The 19633-nt window shown below is 37.0% G+C and carries 24 protein-coding genes; 16 read left to right on the top strand and 8 right to left on the bottom strand.

The window, feature by feature from the left end; all coding sequences use genetic code 11:
* Window positions 1-55 precede the first annotated feature (55 nt).
* Entirely contained in the window at window positions 56-568 is a 513-nt protein-coding gene (locus tag GNP81_RS16190) for a nicotinate-nicotinamide nucleotide adenylyltransferase (RefSeq protein ID WP_155674341.1), read from the top strand.
* A gap of 6 nt (window positions 569-574) precedes the next feature.
* Window positions 575-1084: a hypothetical protein gene (locus tag GNP81_RS16185; RefSeq protein WP_155672796.1), complete on the top strand. Its 510-nt coding sequence runs from the start codon at window positions 575-577 to the stop codon at window positions 1082-1084.
* 37 nt (window positions 1085-1121) lie between these two features.
* Here the strand turns inward: GNP81_RS16185 and GNP81_RS16180 are convergent, their stop codons facing one another.
* Window positions 1122-1742, bottom strand: a complete 621-nt coding sequence (locus GNP81_RS16180) for a hypothetical protein (protein WP_236798268.1) — start codon at window positions 1740-1742, stop codon at window positions 1122-1124.
* A gap of 180 nt (window positions 1743-1922) precedes the next feature.
* On the opposite strand from GNP81_RS16180, the gene GNP81_RS16175 reads away from it, so the two are divergent.
* Window positions 1923-3050, top strand: a complete 1128-nt coding sequence (locus GNP81_RS16175) for a 1-acyl-sn-glycerol-3-phosphate acyltransferase (RefSeq protein WP_196587409.1) — start codon at window positions 1923-1925, stop codon at window positions 3048-3050.
* Window position 3051: 1 nt separating this feature from the next.
* On the opposite strand, the gene GNP81_RS16170 is transcribed toward GNP81_RS16175, so the two are convergent.
* Together GNP81_RS16170 and GNP81_RS16165 are read right to left on the bottom strand one after the other, a co-directional pair.
* Window positions 3052-3975: a LysR family transcriptional regulator gene (locus GNP81_RS16170; protein ID WP_196587410.1), complete on the bottom strand. Its 924-nt coding sequence runs from the start codon at window positions 3973-3975 to the stop codon at window positions 3052-3054.
* A gap of 39 nt (window positions 3976-4014) precedes the next feature.
* Entirely contained in the window at window positions 4015-4629 is a 615-nt protein-coding gene (locus GNP81_RS16165) for a hypothetical protein (protein WP_155672793.1), read from the bottom strand.
* 197 nt (window positions 4630-4826) lie between these two features.
* Between GNP81_RS16165 and cspE the strand changes: the two genes are divergently transcribed.
* Window positions 4827-5033 (top strand): transcription antiterminator/RNA stability regulator CspE, encoded by a 207-nt coding sequence (cspE, locus tag GNP81_RS16160; protein WP_005422769.1) that lies wholly within the window; start codon window positions 4827-4829, stop codon window positions 5031-5033.
* Between the two features lie 70 nt (window positions 5034-5103).
* On the opposite strand, the gene GNP81_RS16155 is transcribed toward cspE, so the two are convergent.
* Complete coding sequence (locus GNP81_RS16155) at window positions 5104-5400, bottom strand: YfcZ/YiiS family protein (RefSeq protein ID WP_005422768.1); 297 nt, start codon at window positions 5398-5400, stop codon at window positions 5104-5106.
* Window positions 5401-5858: 458 nt separating this feature from the next.
* Here GNP81_RS16155 and GNP81_RS16150 point away from each other — a divergent pair, with 458 nt between their 5' ends.
* The 10 genes from GNP81_RS16150 to GNP81_RS16105 all read left to right on the top strand — a co-directional run bounded on the left by GNP81_RS16150 (window position 5859) and on the right by GNP81_RS16105 (window position 16064).
* Complete coding sequence (locus tag GNP81_RS16150; RefSeq protein WP_005422766.1) at window positions 5859-6320, top strand: TetR/AcrR family transcriptional regulator; 462 nt, start codon at window positions 5859-5861, stop codon at window positions 6318-6320.
* A gap of 96 nt (window positions 6321-6416) precedes the next feature.
* Complete coding sequence (locus GNP81_RS16145; RefSeq protein ID WP_155672791.1) at window positions 6417-7793, top strand: TolC family protein; 1377 nt, start codon at window positions 6417-6419, stop codon at window positions 7791-7793.
* 4 nt (window positions 7794-7797) lie between these two features.
* Window positions 7798-8781 (top strand): HlyD family secretion protein, encoded by a 984-nt coding sequence (locus tag GNP81_RS16140; protein ID WP_155674343.1) that lies wholly within the window; start codon window positions 7798-7800, stop codon window positions 8779-8781.
* A 28-nt stretch (window positions 8782-8809) separates the two neighbouring features.
* Window positions 8810-9925, top strand: a complete 1116-nt coding sequence (locus tag GNP81_RS16135) for an ABC transporter permease (protein WP_236798269.1) — start codon at window positions 8810-8812, stop codon at window positions 9923-9925.
* Window positions 9926-9928: 3 nt separating this feature from the next.
* Complete coding sequence (locus tag GNP81_RS16130; protein WP_155674345.1) at window positions 9929-11053, top strand: ABC transporter permease; 1125 nt, start codon at window positions 9929-9931, stop codon at window positions 11051-11053.
* A gap of 109 nt (window positions 11054-11162) precedes the next feature.
* Complete coding sequence (locus tag GNP81_RS16125) at window positions 11163-11717, top strand: OmpA family protein (RefSeq protein WP_155674346.1); 555 nt, start codon at window positions 11163-11165, stop codon at window positions 11715-11717.
* A gap of 79 nt (window positions 11718-11796) precedes the next feature.
* On the top strand, window positions 11797-12072 hold the full coding sequence (locus tag GNP81_RS16120; protein WP_155674347.1) for an HlyU family transcriptional regulator: 276 nt from the start codon (window positions 11797-11799) through the stop codon (window positions 12070-12072).
* Window positions 12073-12330: 258 nt separating this feature from the next.
* The gene (pntA, locus tag GNP81_RS16115) at window positions 12331-13887 is read left to right on the top strand and encodes a Re/Si-specific NAD(P)(+) transhydrogenase subunit alpha (RefSeq protein WP_155656619.1); all 1557 of its coding nucleotides are present in this window, start codon (window positions 12331-12333) and stop codon (window positions 13885-13887) included.
* Window positions 13888-13898: 11 nt separating this feature from the next.
* Entirely contained in the window at window positions 13899-15275 is a 1377-nt protein-coding gene (gene pntB / locus GNP81_RS16110) for a Re/Si-specific NAD(P)(+) transhydrogenase subunit beta (RefSeq protein WP_155672785.1), read from the top strand.
* A gap of 210 nt (window positions 15276-15485) precedes the next feature.
* A complete protein-coding gene (locus GNP81_RS16105) occupies window positions 15486-16064 on the top strand; it encodes a hypothetical protein (protein ID WP_155674348.1) in 579 nt (192 codons plus the stop codon).
* A gap of 76 nt (window positions 16065-16140) precedes the next feature.
* Here GNP81_RS16105 and GNP81_RS16100 read toward each other — a convergent pair whose 3' ends face one another.
* On the bottom strand, window positions 16141-16707 hold the full coding sequence (locus GNP81_RS16100; RefSeq protein ID WP_005422752.1) for a PhnA domain-containing protein: 567 nt from the start codon (window positions 16705-16707) through the stop codon (window positions 16141-16143).
* A gap of 291 nt (window positions 16708-16998) precedes the next feature.
* On the opposite strand from GNP81_RS16100, the gene GNP81_RS16095 reads away from it, so the two are divergent.
* A complete protein-coding gene (locus GNP81_RS16095) occupies window positions 16999-17148 on the top strand; it encodes a hypothetical protein (protein ID WP_011263433.1) in 150 nt (49 codons plus the stop codon).
* A gap of 52 nt (window positions 17149-17200) precedes the next feature.
* Here the strand turns inward: GNP81_RS16095 and GNP81_RS16090 are convergent, their stop codons facing one another.
* The 3 genes from GNP81_RS16090 to GNP81_RS16080 form a co-directional block, all read right to left on the bottom strand.
* A complete protein-coding gene (locus GNP81_RS16090) occupies window positions 17201-17482 on the bottom strand; it encodes a hypothetical protein (RefSeq protein WP_236798271.1) in 282 nt (93 codons plus the stop codon).
* A 388-nt stretch (window positions 17483-17870) separates the two neighbouring features.
* Complete coding sequence (gene yciH / locus GNP81_RS16085) at window positions 17871-18182, bottom strand: stress response translation initiation inhibitor YciH (RefSeq protein WP_005422748.1); 312 nt, start codon at window positions 18180-18182, stop codon at window positions 17871-17873.
* Window positions 18183-18221: 39 nt separating this feature from the next.
* A complete protein-coding gene (locus GNP81_RS16080; protein WP_155672784.1) occupies window positions 18222-18572 on the bottom strand; it encodes a DUF3319 domain-containing protein in 351 nt (116 codons plus the stop codon).
* Window positions 18573-18714: 142 nt separating this feature from the next.
* On the opposite strand from GNP81_RS16080, the gene GNP81_RS16075 reads away from it, so the two are divergent.
* On the top strand, window positions 18715-19629 hold the full coding sequence (locus tag GNP81_RS16075; RefSeq protein ID WP_155674349.1) for a tyrosine-type recombinase/integrase: 915 nt from the start codon (window positions 18715-18717) through the stop codon (window positions 19627-19629).
* Window positions 19630-19633: the final 4 nt, after the last annotated feature.

Here is a 19633-nt window from a genome sequence, read left to right as displayed (position 1 = left end):
CCTTTGACAAAATTTTCACTTATGCTGTTTATAATCAAATCGATAGGAAGTTTGTATGAAGATTGCTGTATTTGGAAGCGCGTTTAATCCGCCATCTCTTGGTCATAAAAGCGTTATCGAGCGTCTTGGGCATTTTGATAGAGTATTACTCGTACCGAGTATTGCCCATGCTTGGGGAAAAACCATGCTTTCATTCGATACTCGTGTAGAAATGTTGAATGAATTTGCTAAAGATTTAATTATCAAAAATGTCGAAATCTCGACATTAGAAAAAGAGATTCACATTCCAGATCAGAGCGTAACTACATTTTCACTGCTAAATAAACTTCAAGAAAATGAAAAAAACGCCGATATAACTTTCATAATAGGACCAGACAACCTATTACAATTTGCTAAGTTTCATAAGTCAGACGAAATAGTAAAACGTTGGTCTGTCATGGCATGTCCTGAAACAGTTGCGATCCGCAGCACAGACATAAGGAATGCAATTAGTGACAATATGGAAATTAGCCACTTAACAACACCGCATGTTGCGGATTATATAAAGAAACATCGATTATACGAGTAACAATAAATGATGAAACAAATGAGCCTACTTAGTCTGCTTTTCTTACTGCCTTTAAATGTGAGTGCAGGGAATAAGGCCACTTGTTTTCAGGAAAGTTACGATAGTTATTCTCGTGAAATTTACTCTTCAACCTCGTCATGCTTAATTCCTCTGTTTGAAGTAAACCAGTTCATTAATCAACTAACCAGTATGACAAATAGAATTGAAAGCGAAGTATTTGAAGAGCCTACATTCTGGGAGAACTGGGCTTACAGTACAGGTGATGATCCATTACTAACGGGTTATTTAAGTGACAGTGCCGTTGGCTTTACCGTTTGGCAACCAGAAGAGTATTACGATAAAAAAATTGAAGAATTTGAATCGTATGGTGAATGGCTTGAAAGTCACGGTCTACAATTGAGTTTGGCGTTTGGTGGGGAGAAAAAAGGAAAAAGTGCTCGATTTCGTATTGATTATCGCTGGCACGATAAAGCAGATGATCAGGTCTTTATGCAATTTGAAGTGCCTTTTCAGTAACCACCTAATTCATAAAGACCTTTATTAGAGCAGGGTGTTATTCACTCAAAATAGCAAAAGCCTGCTCCATTAATTGAACATTCCCGTCGAAAAGTCTTTCGGCAATAACATCCATCTTACCGCCTGATTTTCTCAATTTATCAGCTTCACGAACTTTTAATAGCATCATCATATCGGCAGATAAATCAATTTCTGCTGGAATTGTGCTTTTCCCTAATGCTGTAACATAATGGGTTATTGCACTTGATTTAGCAGAAAGGGATGTGTGACAAGTCGAATCCAAGATCTCATCCTGAATCACAGATAATAGACGTTGCTGTGCTTCATTGCTGAGAGCTTTCGTTTGAAGCTTATTTAAAGCAGCACAAAGCAATGGTGTCGAGTGAAGGTAACCACCTTGGTGCGGCAAGTTTTCACGAGTTCTTATAGAAAAACAGACTCTTGAAATGGTTGAATTAGGAACCACCGTTTCTGAGATTAAAGAGTCGAACGGCAGCCAAAACATCTCTCCAGCTTCAACCAAATATTCCCACTTACCAAGACGGATTAGCATTGCGCCAGATTCAACCGAAACCAGTTCGTAATGATTTTTTTTCTTACGAGCAGTGTAAAAAAGCGTAGTAAGTGTGTCTGACTCAAATGTAATTGCGTTTTTCATATCGACCTCTAAATTGAAGTGCGTAACTTTACTGGTTTCCATTAAAAAATCAATGCATTCTCATGGTTTATCATCGATTTGCTCTTCAATGGTACGACCTCTGAAATTGATCACGTACAACGACATAAAAATCAAGTAGAATGTGCGCTTATTACATTTTCGGTAACCAGAAGTCCAAACATGACCACACAAGATATCTATCAAGAAATTCGTCCATATAACGACAACGAAGTGCCTGCGGCTATTGAGCGATTAATTTCTGATGATGAATTCATAACAGCCATTCTTCACTACAAATTTCCATCAGCATCTAAATTTTTGTTTTGGCTTCTTGCTCCATTACTACGTTACAAATTACGTAGCACATTATCAAAAATCAAAACCGTTGAAGATGTGCAAATTAATGTTGCGAAGTATTTGAATAAAACCATCAAAACCACAACAGGTGGTATTACTCATTCAGGTCTTGATAAATTAGATCCAGAACAGTCTTACTTGTTCGTGTCTAATCACCGTGATATTGCAATGGATCCAGCATTAATGAACTGGGTTTTATATAACAACAAAATGCAGACGGTACGCATTGCCATTGGCGACAATCTATTAAAGAAAGCGTGCAGCACTGAATTAATGAAACTGAATAAAAGTTTCATTGTTAAACGCTCAGCAAAAGCACCTCGCCAAATGCTACAAGCGTTAGGCTTATTGTCTTCATATATCAAACATTCACTAGAAACTAATAATTCAATTTGGATTGCCCAAAAAGAAGGTCGAGCGAAAGACGGTAATGATTTTACTGATCCAGCTATTTTAAAAATGTTTCATGTAGAAGGGCGTAAGCGTAAAGAAAGTTTCGCTGATTACATGAACGGTTTGAATATTGTTCCTGTATCCATTTCATACGAAAACGACCCTCTTGATTTGCAAAAAGCCAAAGAACTGAATGCATTAGCGACTCAAGGTTCTTATGAAAAAGGCGAATTTGAAGATATCGATAGCATTATTAAAGGCATCATAGGTAATAAAAAACGCATTCACATTCACTTTGGTGACGTTGTAACTAATGCACCTGAAAATGCTGATGAATTAGCGGTTGAGATGGATAAGCAAATCACACAGAACTACCACTTATTCCCGATCAATTACGCCGCTGCAAATGTTGAATCAAATGATGTGAATCAAGGCGTGATCAGCGAGCTAAATGAAAAACTCGCTCAATTAACCGAAGATGAAAAGCCTTATTTACGTGCGCTTTACGCTAATCCAGTTAACAACGCACACAAAACCAATACTGAAGCTACATTATAAATCAATTAAATAGTTTTTTATCCCAATGAGGAGGGTTACCAACTTGTTGGGATAAGAAATCGATAAACGTTCTTACCTTAGGAGGCAAATGCTGTCTCCTTGGGTATACCGCATAGATCGGTAACTTCATATCAGCCTGCCATTCTTTTAACAATCGAACTAAACTGCCATTATCAAATTCATTTTCTAATAAGTAGCTTGCTAAGTATGCGATACCGGCTCCGGCTTTCGTTGCATCTAAAATGGCAGAAGCATTGTCAATTTTAAAGTTACTTTGAACATTGACCACTTGGTGTACACCATCACGAGTGAACTCCCAATCATTAAATCTTCGTTCGTTACTTTGATAAGTAATGCATTTATGTTTTACCAATTCAGCAGGACGTGTAGGGCAGCCATGCTGTTCAATATAACTAGGGGAAGCCGCAACAACAAAACGACAATCTGCTATTTTTCTTGCCACCATACCTTCAGGTAAATCATCATGAATCGCAATCCAGCAATCGAGACCATCTTCAAGCAGTTTAGGTTTGTGATCAAAAAGGCTAACTTCAAGTTCGATTTCAGGAAACTGAGCTTGGAACTCAGCAAGAGCATGAATAATATGACTATTTCCAAAGGATTGAGCGATACCGACTTTAAATACACCTGATATTCTGCCGTGGTGGGCATCTAATAAAGCGTCAGCTTCATATGCGATATCAATTAATTTCTGGCAATATTCTGCATATTGACTACCAAGTTCAGTAATAGAAACCGAGCGATTATTACGTTGAACCAACTGACAATCTAAACGTGTTTCTAGCGCCTTTACTTGTTTGGATACATGAGATTTTGAAATACCAAGTTTCTCTGCTGCTCGGGTAAAATTCAATTCATTTGCTACCGTAGCAAAAATCACCATCTCGTGTAGATTGTCTAACATAATACCGTCCATCATAATTATTATGGACTTATTGTAATGCTACTTAAAAATATAACCATCAACTTTTATGGTTTTTGGAAATTCTGTAATTTGTTGGCCGCCTAAATAGATATTGCCTTTTACAACTAAATCATCAGGAAGCGTTGTGATTTTTGAATAACCTAAATATAGATTCCCTGTAACCGTTAGTTGTTTAGGTAACCGAGTAAGGGGAGTCCTAATTACACTTAAGTCACCATTTACCGTTAAACGTTGCGGAAGTTCTGTAACACTAGAGCCAGCAAAATTAATAAAACCAGCGACTTTAATACCTCGCGGGTAACGTTTTAGTTCAGTCGTACCAGCTAAGTTCAAATAACCTTCAACCTTCGTTCCACGAGGAATGGTTTTAATAACCGTATTGGCCAAATTTAAGTTACCTTTAACAACTAAACCTTTTGGTAATTTTTTGATTTTACTATTCGCAAGATTCAAATTACCTTTAAGAACAAGGTCATCAGGCAGCTCAGTGTAATCTGTGTTTCTAAGCGTAATATTTCCATAACTATCAATATGATTAATTAAACGGTGTTTGTTTAGCTTTTCTGCATAAACTGGATTGCTTAAAAATACACAGCCAATAAGGCCAGTTAGCAGGTAATTGAATTTAGACATAATTTTCACGGTAAATGAATCTCTTCCTATATTATCGACAAATTTGCAAATAAGTTTAATCTCAAATCAGTGATATAGGTCCTTATTTTACGTTTCATTTATGAAACTACTTTTGTTATAGTGAAATTCGGTAATGGATACCGAAGCGACAAATGTGTCACTAGTAAACTCAAATTTTTAAGGTTTAAGGAAACATCATGGCTAAAGCAACTGGTACTGTTAAATGGTTTAACGAAGAAAAAGGTTTTGGTTTTATTGCTCAAGAGAATGGACCTGATGTGTTCGCTCACTTTAGCCAAATTCAATCAGAAGGCTTCAAAACGTTAAAAGAAGGCCAAGCAGTGTCTTTCGATGTTGAGCAAGGTCAAAAAGGCCCGCAAGCAGCTAATATCGTAGCTCTTTAATAATACAGAATTAATAAAAAAGGCCCTCTAGGTGACTAGTTAGGGCCTTTTTTTCATTTTGAACTAAAAATTAACGACGTAGAGAACGTGTTTTTAATTCATAAATTAGTTTTTCTGCACTGCATGAAAACTTAAGACGAGCATGCAATTCTTTTTCATCTTCGGTAATTACAATACTGTGCTCAACGTCTGCACATACTTCTTTAGCCAATGCTAGGTAGTTAGAAAATTCAGATTCTAATAATACTTTATTGTCAGCAAAGATGCTTACTTCTGCAACATCATCACCTTCTTTAATCACAAAACCCATTTCAGCACTACAACCACATGCTTCACATGGTACGTTTTGTTCAACTTCAGAACTCATTGCTTGTATCCTCAATAGTAGTAGTAGGGTAATACTATGCTGCTTTTTATCAGAACTCTACCATTTTTATCATATTGAATATCTAGTTGTATAAAAGATAACATCAGAACAAAGAATTGCACACAGTTACGTAACTTGGGATGAATTTCTCAAAAAATGAACCTATATGACAAATTTTTGTAAGAATCAGCAGGCGTTTGTTGTAATTCAATACTGTATACCGCAAACTAGACTCTAAATGCCTTTTAGGCCACAACTTCGTATTTGCGTTACATTTTTTATTTCTTACTTTTGAGAACGAATTTAACGGACAAGTTGTTATATGATGCTTAAAGAGCAATACACGATAAAAATAATTTAATAAAAGGATTTGAATCTTACAAATCTACTAGATTTTATTATTAGTACATTTTTATGATTGATTTCTTAATGGACTAACCACTTAGAAGAGCTTTATTATGCCAAAAAGAAGTAAAGAAGATACTGAAATCACCATCCAAAAGATCATGGATGCGGTTATTGATCAACTATTACGCTTAGGCTATGACAAAATGTCATATACAACACTAAGTCAACAGACTGGTGTTTCAAGAACCGGCATTAGCCACCATTTCCCAAAGAAAACAGATTTTACAGCAGCGCTAGATGGTCGTATTTTCCGTCTTTTTGCTGAGCGCCTTGATATGCAAGGTGACAAACAACAATTTATTGATAGCTGGATTTCATCTTTAGAAGACGAGCAATTCCGTGCTATTTTGCGCCTTTTATTCCACCATATTGTAACATCAGCAAATGCACATGAGTTTGCACATAACGGTATTGAGCGTTTATATAGCATGGTTGAAGACCTATATGGCGAAGAGAGTCGTAAAGATCTAGAGTGGTTAATAGGTCTATCTCTTATCCGTATGGCAAAATAAATCTGGTTAATTGCATTAAAAAGCTTATCTTAATGGTAAGCTTTTTTTTTGCATCTAAGTTTATTTAGAGTATATACTCTATTTAACGGAGGGTTTATGCTAAAAATGACACGTGTTTCAATTTTAATAACGACATTATTATCTATATCTGTACAGGCTAAGTCTGTTGATTTCGATTCTGCTTGGAAAAATGTATTAAATAATCACAACGGTATTGCTGCAGAACGAATGAATGTACAAAGACAAGAGTCGTTGGCATCTGGAACTTCTGATCTAAATCTTCCCTCAATCACGTTAAGCGCAAATTACACTTATCTTGATGATGATGTTACCGTCTCAGGGCAACAGCTAATTGATAGCACCAATACAAACCCAGCAATAGCTGGCTTACTTGGACAATTAGTAGGTCCAGTAACTTCAACACTTACTGAGCGTGATATTTTCACCAGTTCGATTCGTGCTATTTGGCCAATATTTACTGGTGGTAGAATTTCAGCAGCAGAAAGTGCCGCAGAGGGAAAAACAGCAGAAGCACGTAGCCAACTATTAATGAAACAACAGGCTTCTTACGAAGATTTGGCCAAATATTACTTTAGTACAGTATTAGCGAAAGAAGTAGTTAATACCTATAGCGAAGTAGAACAGGGCCTAGCGAAACACCGTGATAATGCTATTAAACTACAGCAACAAGGTCAAATTGCTAAAGTAGAGCGCCTTCAAGCAGATGCGTCTTACGACAAAGCAAAAGTCGATTTGCGAAAAGCACAGCAAGATTACGACATCGCTAATGCAGCATTAGTTAGCATGTTACAAACAACAGAAACCGTCACGCCTGAAACTCAATTATTCATCAACAAATCATTGCCTCAATTAAACGCATTTATTGATAGTACTTTAGATACCTATCCTGGTTTGGCGCTCTTAGATGCAAAAGAACTGCAAGCAAAAAGTTTAGTTAAAGCCGAAAAAGGAAGCTATTACCCTGAAGTTTACCTGTATGGTAACTACAATCTATATGAAGGGGACAGTTTATCTGCAGAAATAACACCTGATTGGCTTGTAGGTGTTGGTGTTAACGTTCCTTTAATCGATAACAAAGGTCGTTCGGATAAAGTGGTAGCAGCACACAGTGCTATTCAACAAGTTCAATATTTAAAAACACAAGCAAAGCAAGATCTCGCACTATTGGTTGAGAAAACCTACCGAGAAGCACTTCAAGCGATTGATGAATATAACGGTTTAGCTTCCAGTTTAGAGCTTGCTAAAGAAAATGTGGAACTTCGTGAAAAAGCCTTTAAACAAGGGTTATCGACCTCGTTAGATGTGGTTGATGCAGAGCTTTATCTTGCAAGCATTAAAACGCAACGTTCTTTAGCTTCATTTAATTATGTGATTTCTTTAGTTAAATTATTAGCTCTAAGTAATCAAACAGACACTTTTGTACAATATCAACTACAAGCAAGACAAGGGTAAATTCATGAGTAACTCAAAAAAAATTATTAGCATTGTTACTTTATCGGTTGTTATTGGATGGATTGGCTACAGCTTTTGGGCCGCATATCAACCTCGTCCTGAATTACTTCAAGGTCAAATTGAAGCTGAACAATACAATATTTCATCCAAAGTCCCTGGACGTATTGAAAACATTTACGTTAAAAAGGGCGATATGATTGAAAAAGGCCAAGCGGTATTTTCACTTTACAGCCCTGAAATTGAAGCTAAATTAGCACAAGCAAAAGCCGGTGAAGCAGCTGCAAGTGCATTAGCAGAAGAAGCTGAACAAGGTGCAAGAACTCAACAAGTTGCCGCAGCAAAAGATCAATGGCGTAAAGCAAAAGCGGCAAGTCAATTACTTGAAAAAACCTATGCTCGTGTAAATAACCTATATAAAGATGGTGTTGTAGCTGAGCAGAAAAAAGATGAAACCTATACGCAATGGCAAGCAGCCAAATACACAGAAAGTGCTGCATACCAAATGTACCAAATGGCTAAAGAGGGGGCTCGTACTGAGACCAAGCGTGCAGCTAACGAAAAAGTAAAAATGGCCATGGGGTCGGTTGCTGAAGTGGAAGCCTATGTCGCAGATACAAAAATCGACAGTTGGTATCAAGGTGAAGTTTCACAAGTTCTATTAAATGCAGGTGAAATAGCGCCACAAGGCTTTCCTGTTGTTAGTGTTATTGATATGAAAGAAGCATGGGCGCTTTTCCATGTTCGTGAAGATAAGCTTAAAAATTATGTAAAAGGTGACATTTTAAATGTATACCTTCCAGCACTTGATAAAACGGAAGAATTCAAAATTACCCATATTTCTGTTTTAGGTGATTACGCCACATGGCGTGCAACAGATAACAGCCAAGGTTTTGATCTTAAAACTTTTGAGATAGAGGCGCATCCAGTAAATCCAATTACAGATCTTCGAGTTGGCATGAGTGCCATTGTTACGGTTGAAAGTAAATAAGAATCAAGTGCAGAATACGATGATATCAATGAAAACATATTGGCGTTCATACTTTACAAGCCCTTGGGTTATGGCGGTGACTTTTGTTTTACCGCTACTGATCTCGCTTGTGATTTGGTGGATATTCTCTTCAAATGTCGTTAGAGAATTACCCATTGATGTCGTCGATCTCGATCAATCTCATTTATCTAGAATGATGATCCGTGATTACGATGCCACGCCAACACTTTCAGTTAAAAGTATTCAACCAAATAAAGAAAAAGCCAACCTCGCATTAACTAGAGGTGATAATTATGGCTATATTATTATCCCTCGTGATTTTGAGAAAGACGTAATGCTTGGTAAAAGCCCGAAAATAACAGGCTTTTATAACGGTCAGTTCATTCTTATCGCTAAGCAAATAAACTCAGCATTAATGCAAACAGACATGACAGCACAAGCAAAACTGTCAGTAATTAAACAATTAAGCATTAAAGAAACCACATGGACTCAGGCTATTAATTCAGCCGTTCCAATTAAGGTGCAAGTTACGCCACTGTTTAACCTTGGTAGTAATTATAATCAATTCCTTGTTTCTGCCATCTTACCTGCTATTTGGCAAATGGCGGTTATTGTTGGCATGCTTTGGGCGATGCAAAACGAATCTGTACGAACAGGATGTGACTCGCTTCGTGAGTGGTTTGATAAGCAAGAACGCCTAAGTATATTCAACTTTACCTTAGTTTATTTTTGCATAGCGATGATGCTAGGGGCTGTACTGTTTTATTTTTTATACGGTGTCATTGGATTTCCGTTTAATGGTTCAATCACTGCATTTATTTTAAACATGAGTTTGATGAGCTTTGCTTGCATCAGTTTGGGCATTGCCATCGGTTATGGTACTAATGACATTGTAAAAGCAATGAGCATTTCTGGCGCTTATACAGCACCTAGTTTTGCATTTTTAGGAGTGACATTTCCCGTAACTGATATGAATTCATTAGCAACGTTTTGGCATTCTATTTTGCCAGCAAGCCATTTTGTTCGAGCTCAAATTGAATTATCAAATTACGGAGATTCTTTAGTTAGTGCATTTCCTAACATTGGAATACTTACTTTATTTACTCTTCCTTTGTTATTACTTTCTCTTAAGCTAAAGAAATAAATTATGTCGCTATTTCTACTTATTCAAAAAGAAGCAAAAGCCATATTCAGTAACACTACGATTGTATTAGCAATGATTGGTGGCGTACTTTTCTATGCGTTTTTATATCCATTGCCATATCAACATCAAAGCCCTGAAGAGCAAAAGATCTCGGTGGTGGATCTGGATAAATCTGAGTTAAGTAGAAAATTTATTCGCATGGTAAATACCTCACAACAAGTCAATGTGGTTGAGCAAGCAAACAGTATTAACCAAGCCAAAAACCAATTTTTAAATAACGATATTACTGGGTTTCTTGTCATTCCATCTGAATTTTCAAAAAAATTACAGTTAGGCGAAGCACCAACCGTTGGTTACGCAGGCGATGCCTCTTATTTCTTGATTTACGGTACCATCGTGGAAGGGTTAATGACAGCCGGTGGAACTATTTCTGCTGAATACCGAGTTGCTCACTTGGCTATAGATGGTACACCGATGAATGCTGCAGTTCATTCATTTAGACCTTTCCAATCCAATTACATTCCCGTATTTAACCATTACATGGGTTATGTACAATATGTTGTTCCCGCAGTATTTGTGCTTATCCTTCAGCAAACCTTATTAATGGCTGTAGGGGTAAGACAAAAACAATCATCAGCTAATGAAAATACAGCAACGCATCTGATCGTTAGGTTTGGAATATTCCTATTTACCGAACTATTATTAGCGTGTTTGTATTTTGGTTATTTCTTTGATTTTTATTCTATCAGTCGATTTGGTACGCCATTAGAACTGCTTGTTTTATTGGTGCCATTCATATCATCTGTGATTTTACTTGGCTTATTTCTTGGTAAGATACTTCCAACCTCTGAAAGTATTTTATTACTTGTTTTGTTTAGTTCCATGCCAATTGTATTTAGTGCAGGCTTTATTTGGCCAGCAGAAATGGTACCAAGTATTATTACCGATATCATGCATCTATTGCCTAGTGGCTTTGCCATTAACGGATTTTTAAAACTGAATCAGCAAGGGGCAGGATTAAGCGGAGTATTAACGAATTTAGGTGGTCTGTACGCACTGTGTATCCTTTATGCTTTTCTATTTTTCATTACTCGAAATAAAAACAATCTCAAAGGTGATACTGAGTAACATCATAATTTCAAAAGTAAATGAAGTGACTCGATTTCATTTTTACTGAGTGAGTAACTGTATAAGAAGTTTGATAAATTGTTCTTAGTTTGGACTAGGGATACTTATAATGAAAAAACAGCTACTTGGAATTATCATATCAGCAAGTTTATTAATGGGGTGCCAGAGCACATCAGATGATGAAATGGCAGATATTGCAGAAACACCAACCGTTGCGTCATTTGTTGATTATCACAATGAACAGCTACAGCAATTTGTTACGGAAGATATTGGCAGTGTTGCTCAAACGAATGAAGAAATTATCATTTTACTAAATGGTGATAAGAGCTTCGATTCAGGCAGTACAGAAATTAAAAATGAGAGCAAACTTGTACTATCACAGTTAGCTAAATTACTGAATGATAAACCAGAGTCAGAAGTTTTTATTGCAGGTCATACTGATAGCCGTGGCAGCAAAAAATTCAATATGTCTCTCTCCAATAAACGTGCTGATTCTGTTCTGGCGTTACTAGAAGAAAATGGGGTTGATGGAAATCGAATCAATACCTATGGTTTTGGCGAATCAGAGCCAATTGCTACCAACATAAATGCAGAAGGGCGTAAAAAGAACCGTCGTATAGAAATCAGAATTACACCAATTTCTGAGCTTTTCGAAAAAGAATGATCTCAGTTTATTAGAGCAGATCTACTTAATAATTAGCGCACTGATGTATAATAAGCCTTATTTCAAAAAGGAAAATGAAATGGGGCTTTTTTCACGTTTATTTGGCTCATCCAACACAACACGGCCTAGTGTTGAACCAATTGAGTACAAAACCTTTCTTATCTATCCAAATTCAGAACCAGACGGTTCGCAATTTCGAATTGCTGGAAAACTCACCAAAGAAATCAATGGCGAATTAAAAGAACATCGCTTTATTCGTTCTGATGTTATCTCATCAAAAGTCAACGCCGATGAACTCATGGTAAGTAAAGCAAAAGTACTGATCGATCAACTTGGTGATTCATTATTTAAATAATGTAACTAGATTGATATTAAAAAATAAACAATTTGATTGTTTTTTCGACTTATTCTTGAAAATCAATAAGTAACAATTAGTGGTTTGACCTCTTTTTTGTCACCAAAATGTTGTTTTTTTACTAAATAGCGGTGAGAATAAGGTCGTATAAAATTTTAAGTAATGAAAATATGTCATTTTATTACAAAACACTTGAATTAATCGGTTAGCTTGGATAAAACTAACTGACAAATTCATGCCAATAGTCAAGGAATTACTATGCAAATTGGTGTACCTAGAGAAGTCTTCGCGGGTGAAACCCGTGTTGCTGCAACACCTAAAACGGTTGAGCAGCTTATCAAGCTTGGTTTTACAGTTGCTGTAGAATCGAACGCTGGTATCTTAGCGAGCTTTGATGATTCAGCTTTTGAACAAGCTGGCGCAACCGTTGTTTCAACTGATGATGTATGGAAATCAGAACTGATTCTGAAAGTAAATGCACCTCAAGTAAATGAAGCAACGGGCGTTGATGAGTTCGATTTAATTCAAGATGGCGCAAGCTTAATCAGCTTTATTTGGCCAGCACAAAATGAAGAACTACTAGCAAAGTTAGCGACAAAGAACATTAACGTTCTTGCTATGGATTCGGTTCCTCGTATTTCTCGTGCTCAAGCGCTTGATGCCCTAAGTTCAATGGCAAACATTGCTGGTTACCGTGCTGTAGTTGAAGCTGCACATGAGTTTGGCCGCTTCTTTACAGGTCAAATAACTGCCGCTGGTAAAGTTCCACCAGCTAAAGTACTTGTTGCTGGTGCTGGTGTTGCGGGTCTTGCCGCTATCGGTGCTGCTGGTAGCCTTGGTGCAATCGTTCGTGCATTTGACGTTCGTCCAGAAGTAAAAGAACAAGTGCAATCAATGGGTGCAGAATTCCTTGAAGTTGATTTCAAAGAAAACTCTGGCTCAGGTGATGGCTACGCTAAAGAAATGTCTGATGAATTCAACAAAAAAGCAGAAGAGCTATATGCAGCTCAAGCTAAAGACGTTGATATCATCATTACAACAGCATTAATCCCAGGGCGTCCAGCGCCGAAGCTAATTACCAAAGAAATGGTTGATAGCATGAAAGCGGGCAGTGTTATTGTCGATTTAGCGGCAGCGAACGGTGGTAACTGTGAATACACAGTAAAAGACGAAGTTTTCGTAACAGAAAACGGCGTTAAGATCGTTGGTTATACTGATATGGTTGGTCGTCTACCAACTCAATCATCTCAGCTATACGGCACAAACCTAGTAAACCTTCTAAAACTGTTATGTAAAGAAAAAGATGGCAACATCAACATCGATTTTGAGGACGTTGTTCTTCGCGGTGTAACCGTTGTTAAAGAAGGTGAAGTAACTTGGCCTGCGCCACCAATTCAAGTGTCAGCACAACCACAAGCGAAAGCAGCGCCAAAAGCTAAGGTTGAGCCAAAAGTTGAAGAGCCAACATCACCAGTTAAGAAGTTCGCAATGATCGGTGCAGGTATTGCTGCATTTGGTTGGGTTGCATCTGTAGCTCCTGCTGCATTCTTAGCACACTTTACGGTATTCGTATTAGCGTGTGTAGTTGGTTATTATGTAGTATGGAACGTGAGTCACTCACTTCATACACCACTAATGTCAGTAACGAACGCTATCTCAGGTATCATCATTGTAGGTGCATTACTGCAAGTGGGTCAGGGTAATGGTGTCGTTTCATTTTTAGCATTTATCGCAGTTCTTATCGCAAGTATTAATATATTTGGCGGTTTCGCTGTAACCAAGCGTATGCTTGAAATGTTCCGTAAAGATAAATAAGGAGTAGGACAATGTCAGCAGGATTAGTTCAAGCAGCGTATATTGTATCTGCCGTTCTATTTATCATGAGTTTAGCCGGTCTGTCTAAACAAGAAACAGCTCGTAGCGGTAACTACTACGGTATTACTGGTATGGCTATCGCACTTATCGCGACTATCTTTGGTCCTGATTCAACAGGGACAGGTTGGATCATCGTAGCAATGGCTATGGGTGGCGCAATTGGTCTTTACTATGCGAAAAAAGTTGAAATGACTGAAATGCCAGAACTTGTGGCAATTCTTCACAGCTTCGTAGGTATGGCTGCGGTTCTTGTTGGTTACAACAGTTACATCGATCACGGTGTTCTTGTTGGTGCAATGCTAAATATCCACCTTGTAGAAGTGTTCTTAGGCGTCTTCATTGGTGCGGTGACTTTCACAGGTTCTTTAGTTGCATTCGGTAAGCTACGCGGAGTGATTAATTCATCTGCACTTCAATTACCTCACCGTCATAAACTGAACTTACTAGCATTAGTTGCTTCAGCTGGTCTTCTTTACCACTTTGTAAGTGTTGAAGGCAGTATGTTCGCACTTATTCTAGTAACATTGATCGCATTTGCATTCGGTTATCACTTGGTTGCTTCAATCGGTGGTGCAGATATGCCAGTTGTTGTTTCAATGCTTAACTCGTACTCTGGTTGGGCAGCAGCAGCAGCAGGTTTCATGCTATCAAACGATCTACTGATTGTTACTGGTGCATTAGTAGGTTCATCAGGTGCAATTCTGTCTTACATCATGTGTAAAGCAATGAACCGTTCTTTCATCAGCGTAATTGCTGGTGGTTTCGGTCAAGACGTTGTTGCTTCATCTGGTGATGAAGAGCAGGGCGAGCATCGTGAAACAACAGCTGAAGAAGTAGCAGAAATGCTTAAAAACTCTAAGTCTGTAGTTATCACTCCAGGATACGGCATGGCAGTAGCTCAAGCTCAATACCCAGTTCACGAAATCACTGAAAAACTTCGTGCTCAAGGTGTTGAAGTCCGTTTTGGTATCCACCCAGTTGCGGGTCGTTTACCGGGTCACATGAACGTTCTTCTTGCAGAAGCTAAAGTACCTTACGATATCGTTTTAGAAATGGATGAGATCAACGATGACTTATCTGAAACAGATACCGTTCTAGTTATTGGTGCTAACGATACCGTTAACCCTGCAGCAATGGAAGATCCAAACAGCCCAATCGCTGGTATGCCAGTTCTAGAAGTGTGGAATGCGAAAAACGTAATCGTATTCAAACGTTCTATGAACACAGGTTATGCGGGTGTTCAAAACCCACTATTCTTTAAAGAAAACACTGAAATGCTTTTCGGTGATGCTAAAGAAAGTTGTGTGGAAATCAGCAAACATATCTAATATGCTAATCTGATAAAGTCGATAAGCCGAGATATTATGTCTCGGCTTTTTTTATCTGTAATAAATTAATAGACATAAAAATTCAATTGGTTAAAAAAACTACCGGGGTTATACAAAACATTTTGAGTATTCATGCACTTTAGTGAATAAATTAGTTCCTATATCTTCCATATGATAAACTCTCAAAACCGTTCATTAATCAGTATCATCATGTTTTCAGTCTCTTCTTTTTTTAAAGCTTTCTCTGTTGCACTCATTTTAAGTGCCTGTGCTGTTTTATTTGCTTTATGGCAACACTCATCAACTCAACTTAATTACGTATCAAGAGACATGGACTGGGAATGGTCATGGATGTACTACGAACCGTTTTCTAATGGAATTCAAACCACACGCACTAAAGACACTAAGCAGCTGTTATTCAGACGTGTGGATACCAGTTCAAAACTTACTACTGTGGTAAACATTACTTATACCAACAAATTAGAAATCATAGTGACGTATGAAGACTCGTGTGTATCTGGATCACTTTTACCTGCTGCGCTAAAGTTCAATCAAACCCCGCAACAACAAATTAATTTCCAATGTGAAAAGAATGGTCAAGGTTATCTGTTTAGACGCACCGCAAACCAACTTACATCACTTCAAATCAAATCCGATAAATTTGAACTAAAAGAAAACTTTTCTGAATGGCCAATTGATGAATTAAAAAAAGATCAGTTTATACAGCAACATTCTAATTTTTTTAAAGGAAAAGGTCAGAGTGACGTGTACGAATGGAGTAGGGATTAGCTATTTCAATAATATACAGACATAAAAAAAGACGCATATTCGCGTCTTTTTTTATGTCATTTTAATAATTAATCAATTACTTTTTACGACAGAACTCAGCGATTACATACATAGATTGACCGCCGTTAGCTTTACCAGAAACTAAACGAGGATCGTCACCAAGGCTGATACCACGAATAACTGTACCTTGTTTGATTACTTGGTTAGTACCTTTAACTGGTAAGTCTTTAATTACTGTTACGTCGTCACCTTTTTTAAGTTCAACGCCGTTAACATCACGTGGTTTTTCACCGTCAGAAAGAAGAGCTTTCTCGGCCCATTCTTTAACGTCTTCTTCAACGTACATCATATCTAGCGCATCTTGAGCCCAAGATTCAGAAGCAAGTTTGCTTAAAAGAACGTAAGAAATAACTTGAACAGTCGGTACTTGGCTCCACATAGAGTCGTTTAGACAACGCCAGTGGTTAACATCCATTTTATCAGCGTCTTCGATTTGTGCTGTACATGTATCACAAATCATTACACAGTTATCAACCGTGATATCTGTTTTAGGCGGAACTGCAAATGGAGCTAGTGAGTTAGTTGAACCACATAGTTCACATTTAGAATCGCAACGAGTTAATAGAGTTTTTGCAATGCTCATAAAATAGTGCCTGTTTGTTTAGTGATGTTTATATTATGGCAAGTTTATACCACAAGAAAAAGGATTGCGGTGAGAATACTGTAATTTTTCTCATTTCTTTTCGTTTAAGTATCCTATACGTAAACAGTGGTTTTCAATTAGGTGAACCAGATGGGTAAAAGCGGTTAAAAATGGGCATTGTTGGTAAAAAATCTCATTTTTATGTAAAGCAAAGTAAATACGTTTTTATGCAGAAAAATACCGTGGATAATGAATATGAAACGTCAAATCTGCATAAAAAAGGAATAAATAATGAAAAAAATAATCGTAATAATTGCTGCCGTTTTTGCATTATCAGTTGGAACCGCTTACGCATTTAATGGACATCTAGGCCATGGAATGGATATATCTATGCCACATTTTAATCTGTTTCATGACTCAGATTGTGGAGATCACCACTAAAATTATTTCAATATAAAATAGAGCCAGTACGACACTGGCTCTTAGCAACTAGCTAACTAACACCCAGTACATGCAGCATAGCAACAGAGTTCACATGGCCAAAGACTGCATGATCTTGAAAATTCTTCATCTGACATATGCTCAGTTTTTTTGAACGTTCAAATCCTTGTAAATTTTCCTTGCCTTGTTTTAAACAGGAAGGAATTTCAATTGGCTCTGTTAGCGTTGGTGAAATAGTACTAAGCCCTTGAGTGGGAACAGTCACAGATTCTTGTTCACTAAAAGAATAACTAGAAAACATCAATAACAGCATTGTAAAAAGTAATTTTTTCATTTGTATACCTCACAGAAATTTACGTACGGATGATTATTGTTGCTTAATTAGTATTGGAAGAAGCTACAAAATAATCACGCCAATTTTTAAATTATGTGAAGGTTGGTACATAATACGAAGGTTAGAGAATCATGAGATTAAGTGCTTGAACAATGGTAGAAGCTATAAAGTGCCCTTTAAAAACTAAACACCACAGTGCGCATTATATATCTTATGTTAAATAGGGTTTAGTAATGGATAATATCTTATTGCGAATTCTCCCCCTTTGTTCTTAATTGCTTCTCGACGTATTTAACCATAAGGCTATTTACCATAAAATAGCTAATAATCATTCAATAATACTTCGTATTCATCGTTTGATTATTAGCTTAACTCTAACAACGTTCTATTAGCCACCAGCTAATTTAACTGTGTGGCCTTGTTTAGTTAGAAAGTCTTTAATCTTTTCGCGGTTATCACCTTGAATTTCAATATCGCCATCTTTTACAGAGCCGCCACAGCCACATACTTTTTTTAGCTGAGCTGCAAGTAACTTAAGCTGAGTATCTTCCATATCCAAACCTGTTACAACGCAAACACCTTTGCCTTTACGACCTTTGGTTTCACGTTGAATGCGAACAATGCCGTCGCCTTTTGGGCGTTCTGCTTTTGGTTCTTCTTGTTTGATTCGACCAACATCTGTTGAATATACTAAAGACATAATTAATCTCGGATTTTTTAAAGATATTAAGATTGTAATTTATTTTTCATGTTTATCCAAAAAGCTTTTAATTGCTGTTAACGAGCCTTTTGCTAATTTACCTTGATATAAGCAGTACCAAGTCTTAGGTTCACCTGTATCATTCTTAATGGTAAATCCTTTATATTCTTCGGATTTAAATTGACTACGCTTTTCATTAAGCGCTGATTCACCCATGTCTCCAAATTCTTTTGGATCGATAATCGTGCCAGCTTCATTCCACCAATCAATACTTTTTTTAACCGCACTTAAGTGACCGTGTAACACATGAGTTCTTATCAAAACCTTCCAGTCATCCGGAATACCTGTTTTGTTCTCAATAAAGAATCCTTTGTATAATGTCTTCTTCATAGTTTTCTCTTCGTGTTTCAACATAAGTTAAGGGTTAAATAAATCAGTACTAAATGCTAGTTAATTCTTTGTTTTTCGTGATCTTACCTCAAATATGAAACTGTGTTATATTAATAAAAATTATAAGTTATGGTGCATCAGGATGGATAAAAATCACTTTCTATCAACACAATTAGATACTGAAACATTGGCGACATGTTTAAAGAAATCATATTCTCAAAACAGCCTTATTTCTTTTAAAAATGATTGGAATAATTTTGTCGAGTTTTGTCAGCTGCATAACGTTATTGCTCTACCCGCCTCTACAACAGCAATACGTATCTTTATAGAAAAACAGGCAAAAAAGAAAAAACTGGCGTCAATTAAACGCGCGTTAATTTCTATCTCTCATATTCATACTGCATTTGAATATAAAGATCCAACACAATCCATTCACGTAAAGTCAGCACTAGGAAAAATACGTGTTGATAAAGTAAATGACAACAAGCAAACGGAAGGTATCACTTCTGACATGCTTAAAGAACTCAAACACCATTTAATTAATTCTGTTGAACTTAAAGACATTCGAGATCTGGCTATCTGGCATTTAATGTTTGAACTTCTACTAAAGCGCGGCGAACTCAGAGACTTACAACTTGACGATATTTGTTTTAATGACGAAACAAATTCTTGTTTGGTACAAATCCACCAAAATTATTACGCTATTTCAGAGGAAACAACTGAGCTACTTTCTAACTGGCTTCAACATTCCAATATTCATGATGGTCATTTATTTAGAGCTATAGACAGACATCAAAATGTGGCGATTAATGGTTTAAACGATTCTTCCATATACCGTATATTTCGCCGAGCAAATGAATTATTGAATCATGATGTAAACTTTTCAGGTTTATCTGCACGTGTTGGAGCAACGAAGGAGCTCTCGCAACGAGGTTATTCTATTCATGAAATACAAGAGATGGGACGTTGGGTAAGTCCTGCAATGCCAAACCAATACATTGGTAATACTGAACGTTCTGAAAAACAAAAGTCCTTATTTAAAACAAAAAAAGCCTGAATTA

Origin of the sequence: Aliivibrio fischeri, from assembly GCF_009727955.1 — a bacterium.
GTDB classification, from domain to species: domain Bacteria; phylum Pseudomonadota; class Gammaproteobacteria; order Enterobacterales; family Vibrionaceae; genus Aliivibrio; species Aliivibrio fischeri_A.
This window is presented reverse-complemented; position numbering and strand designations above follow the sequence as displayed.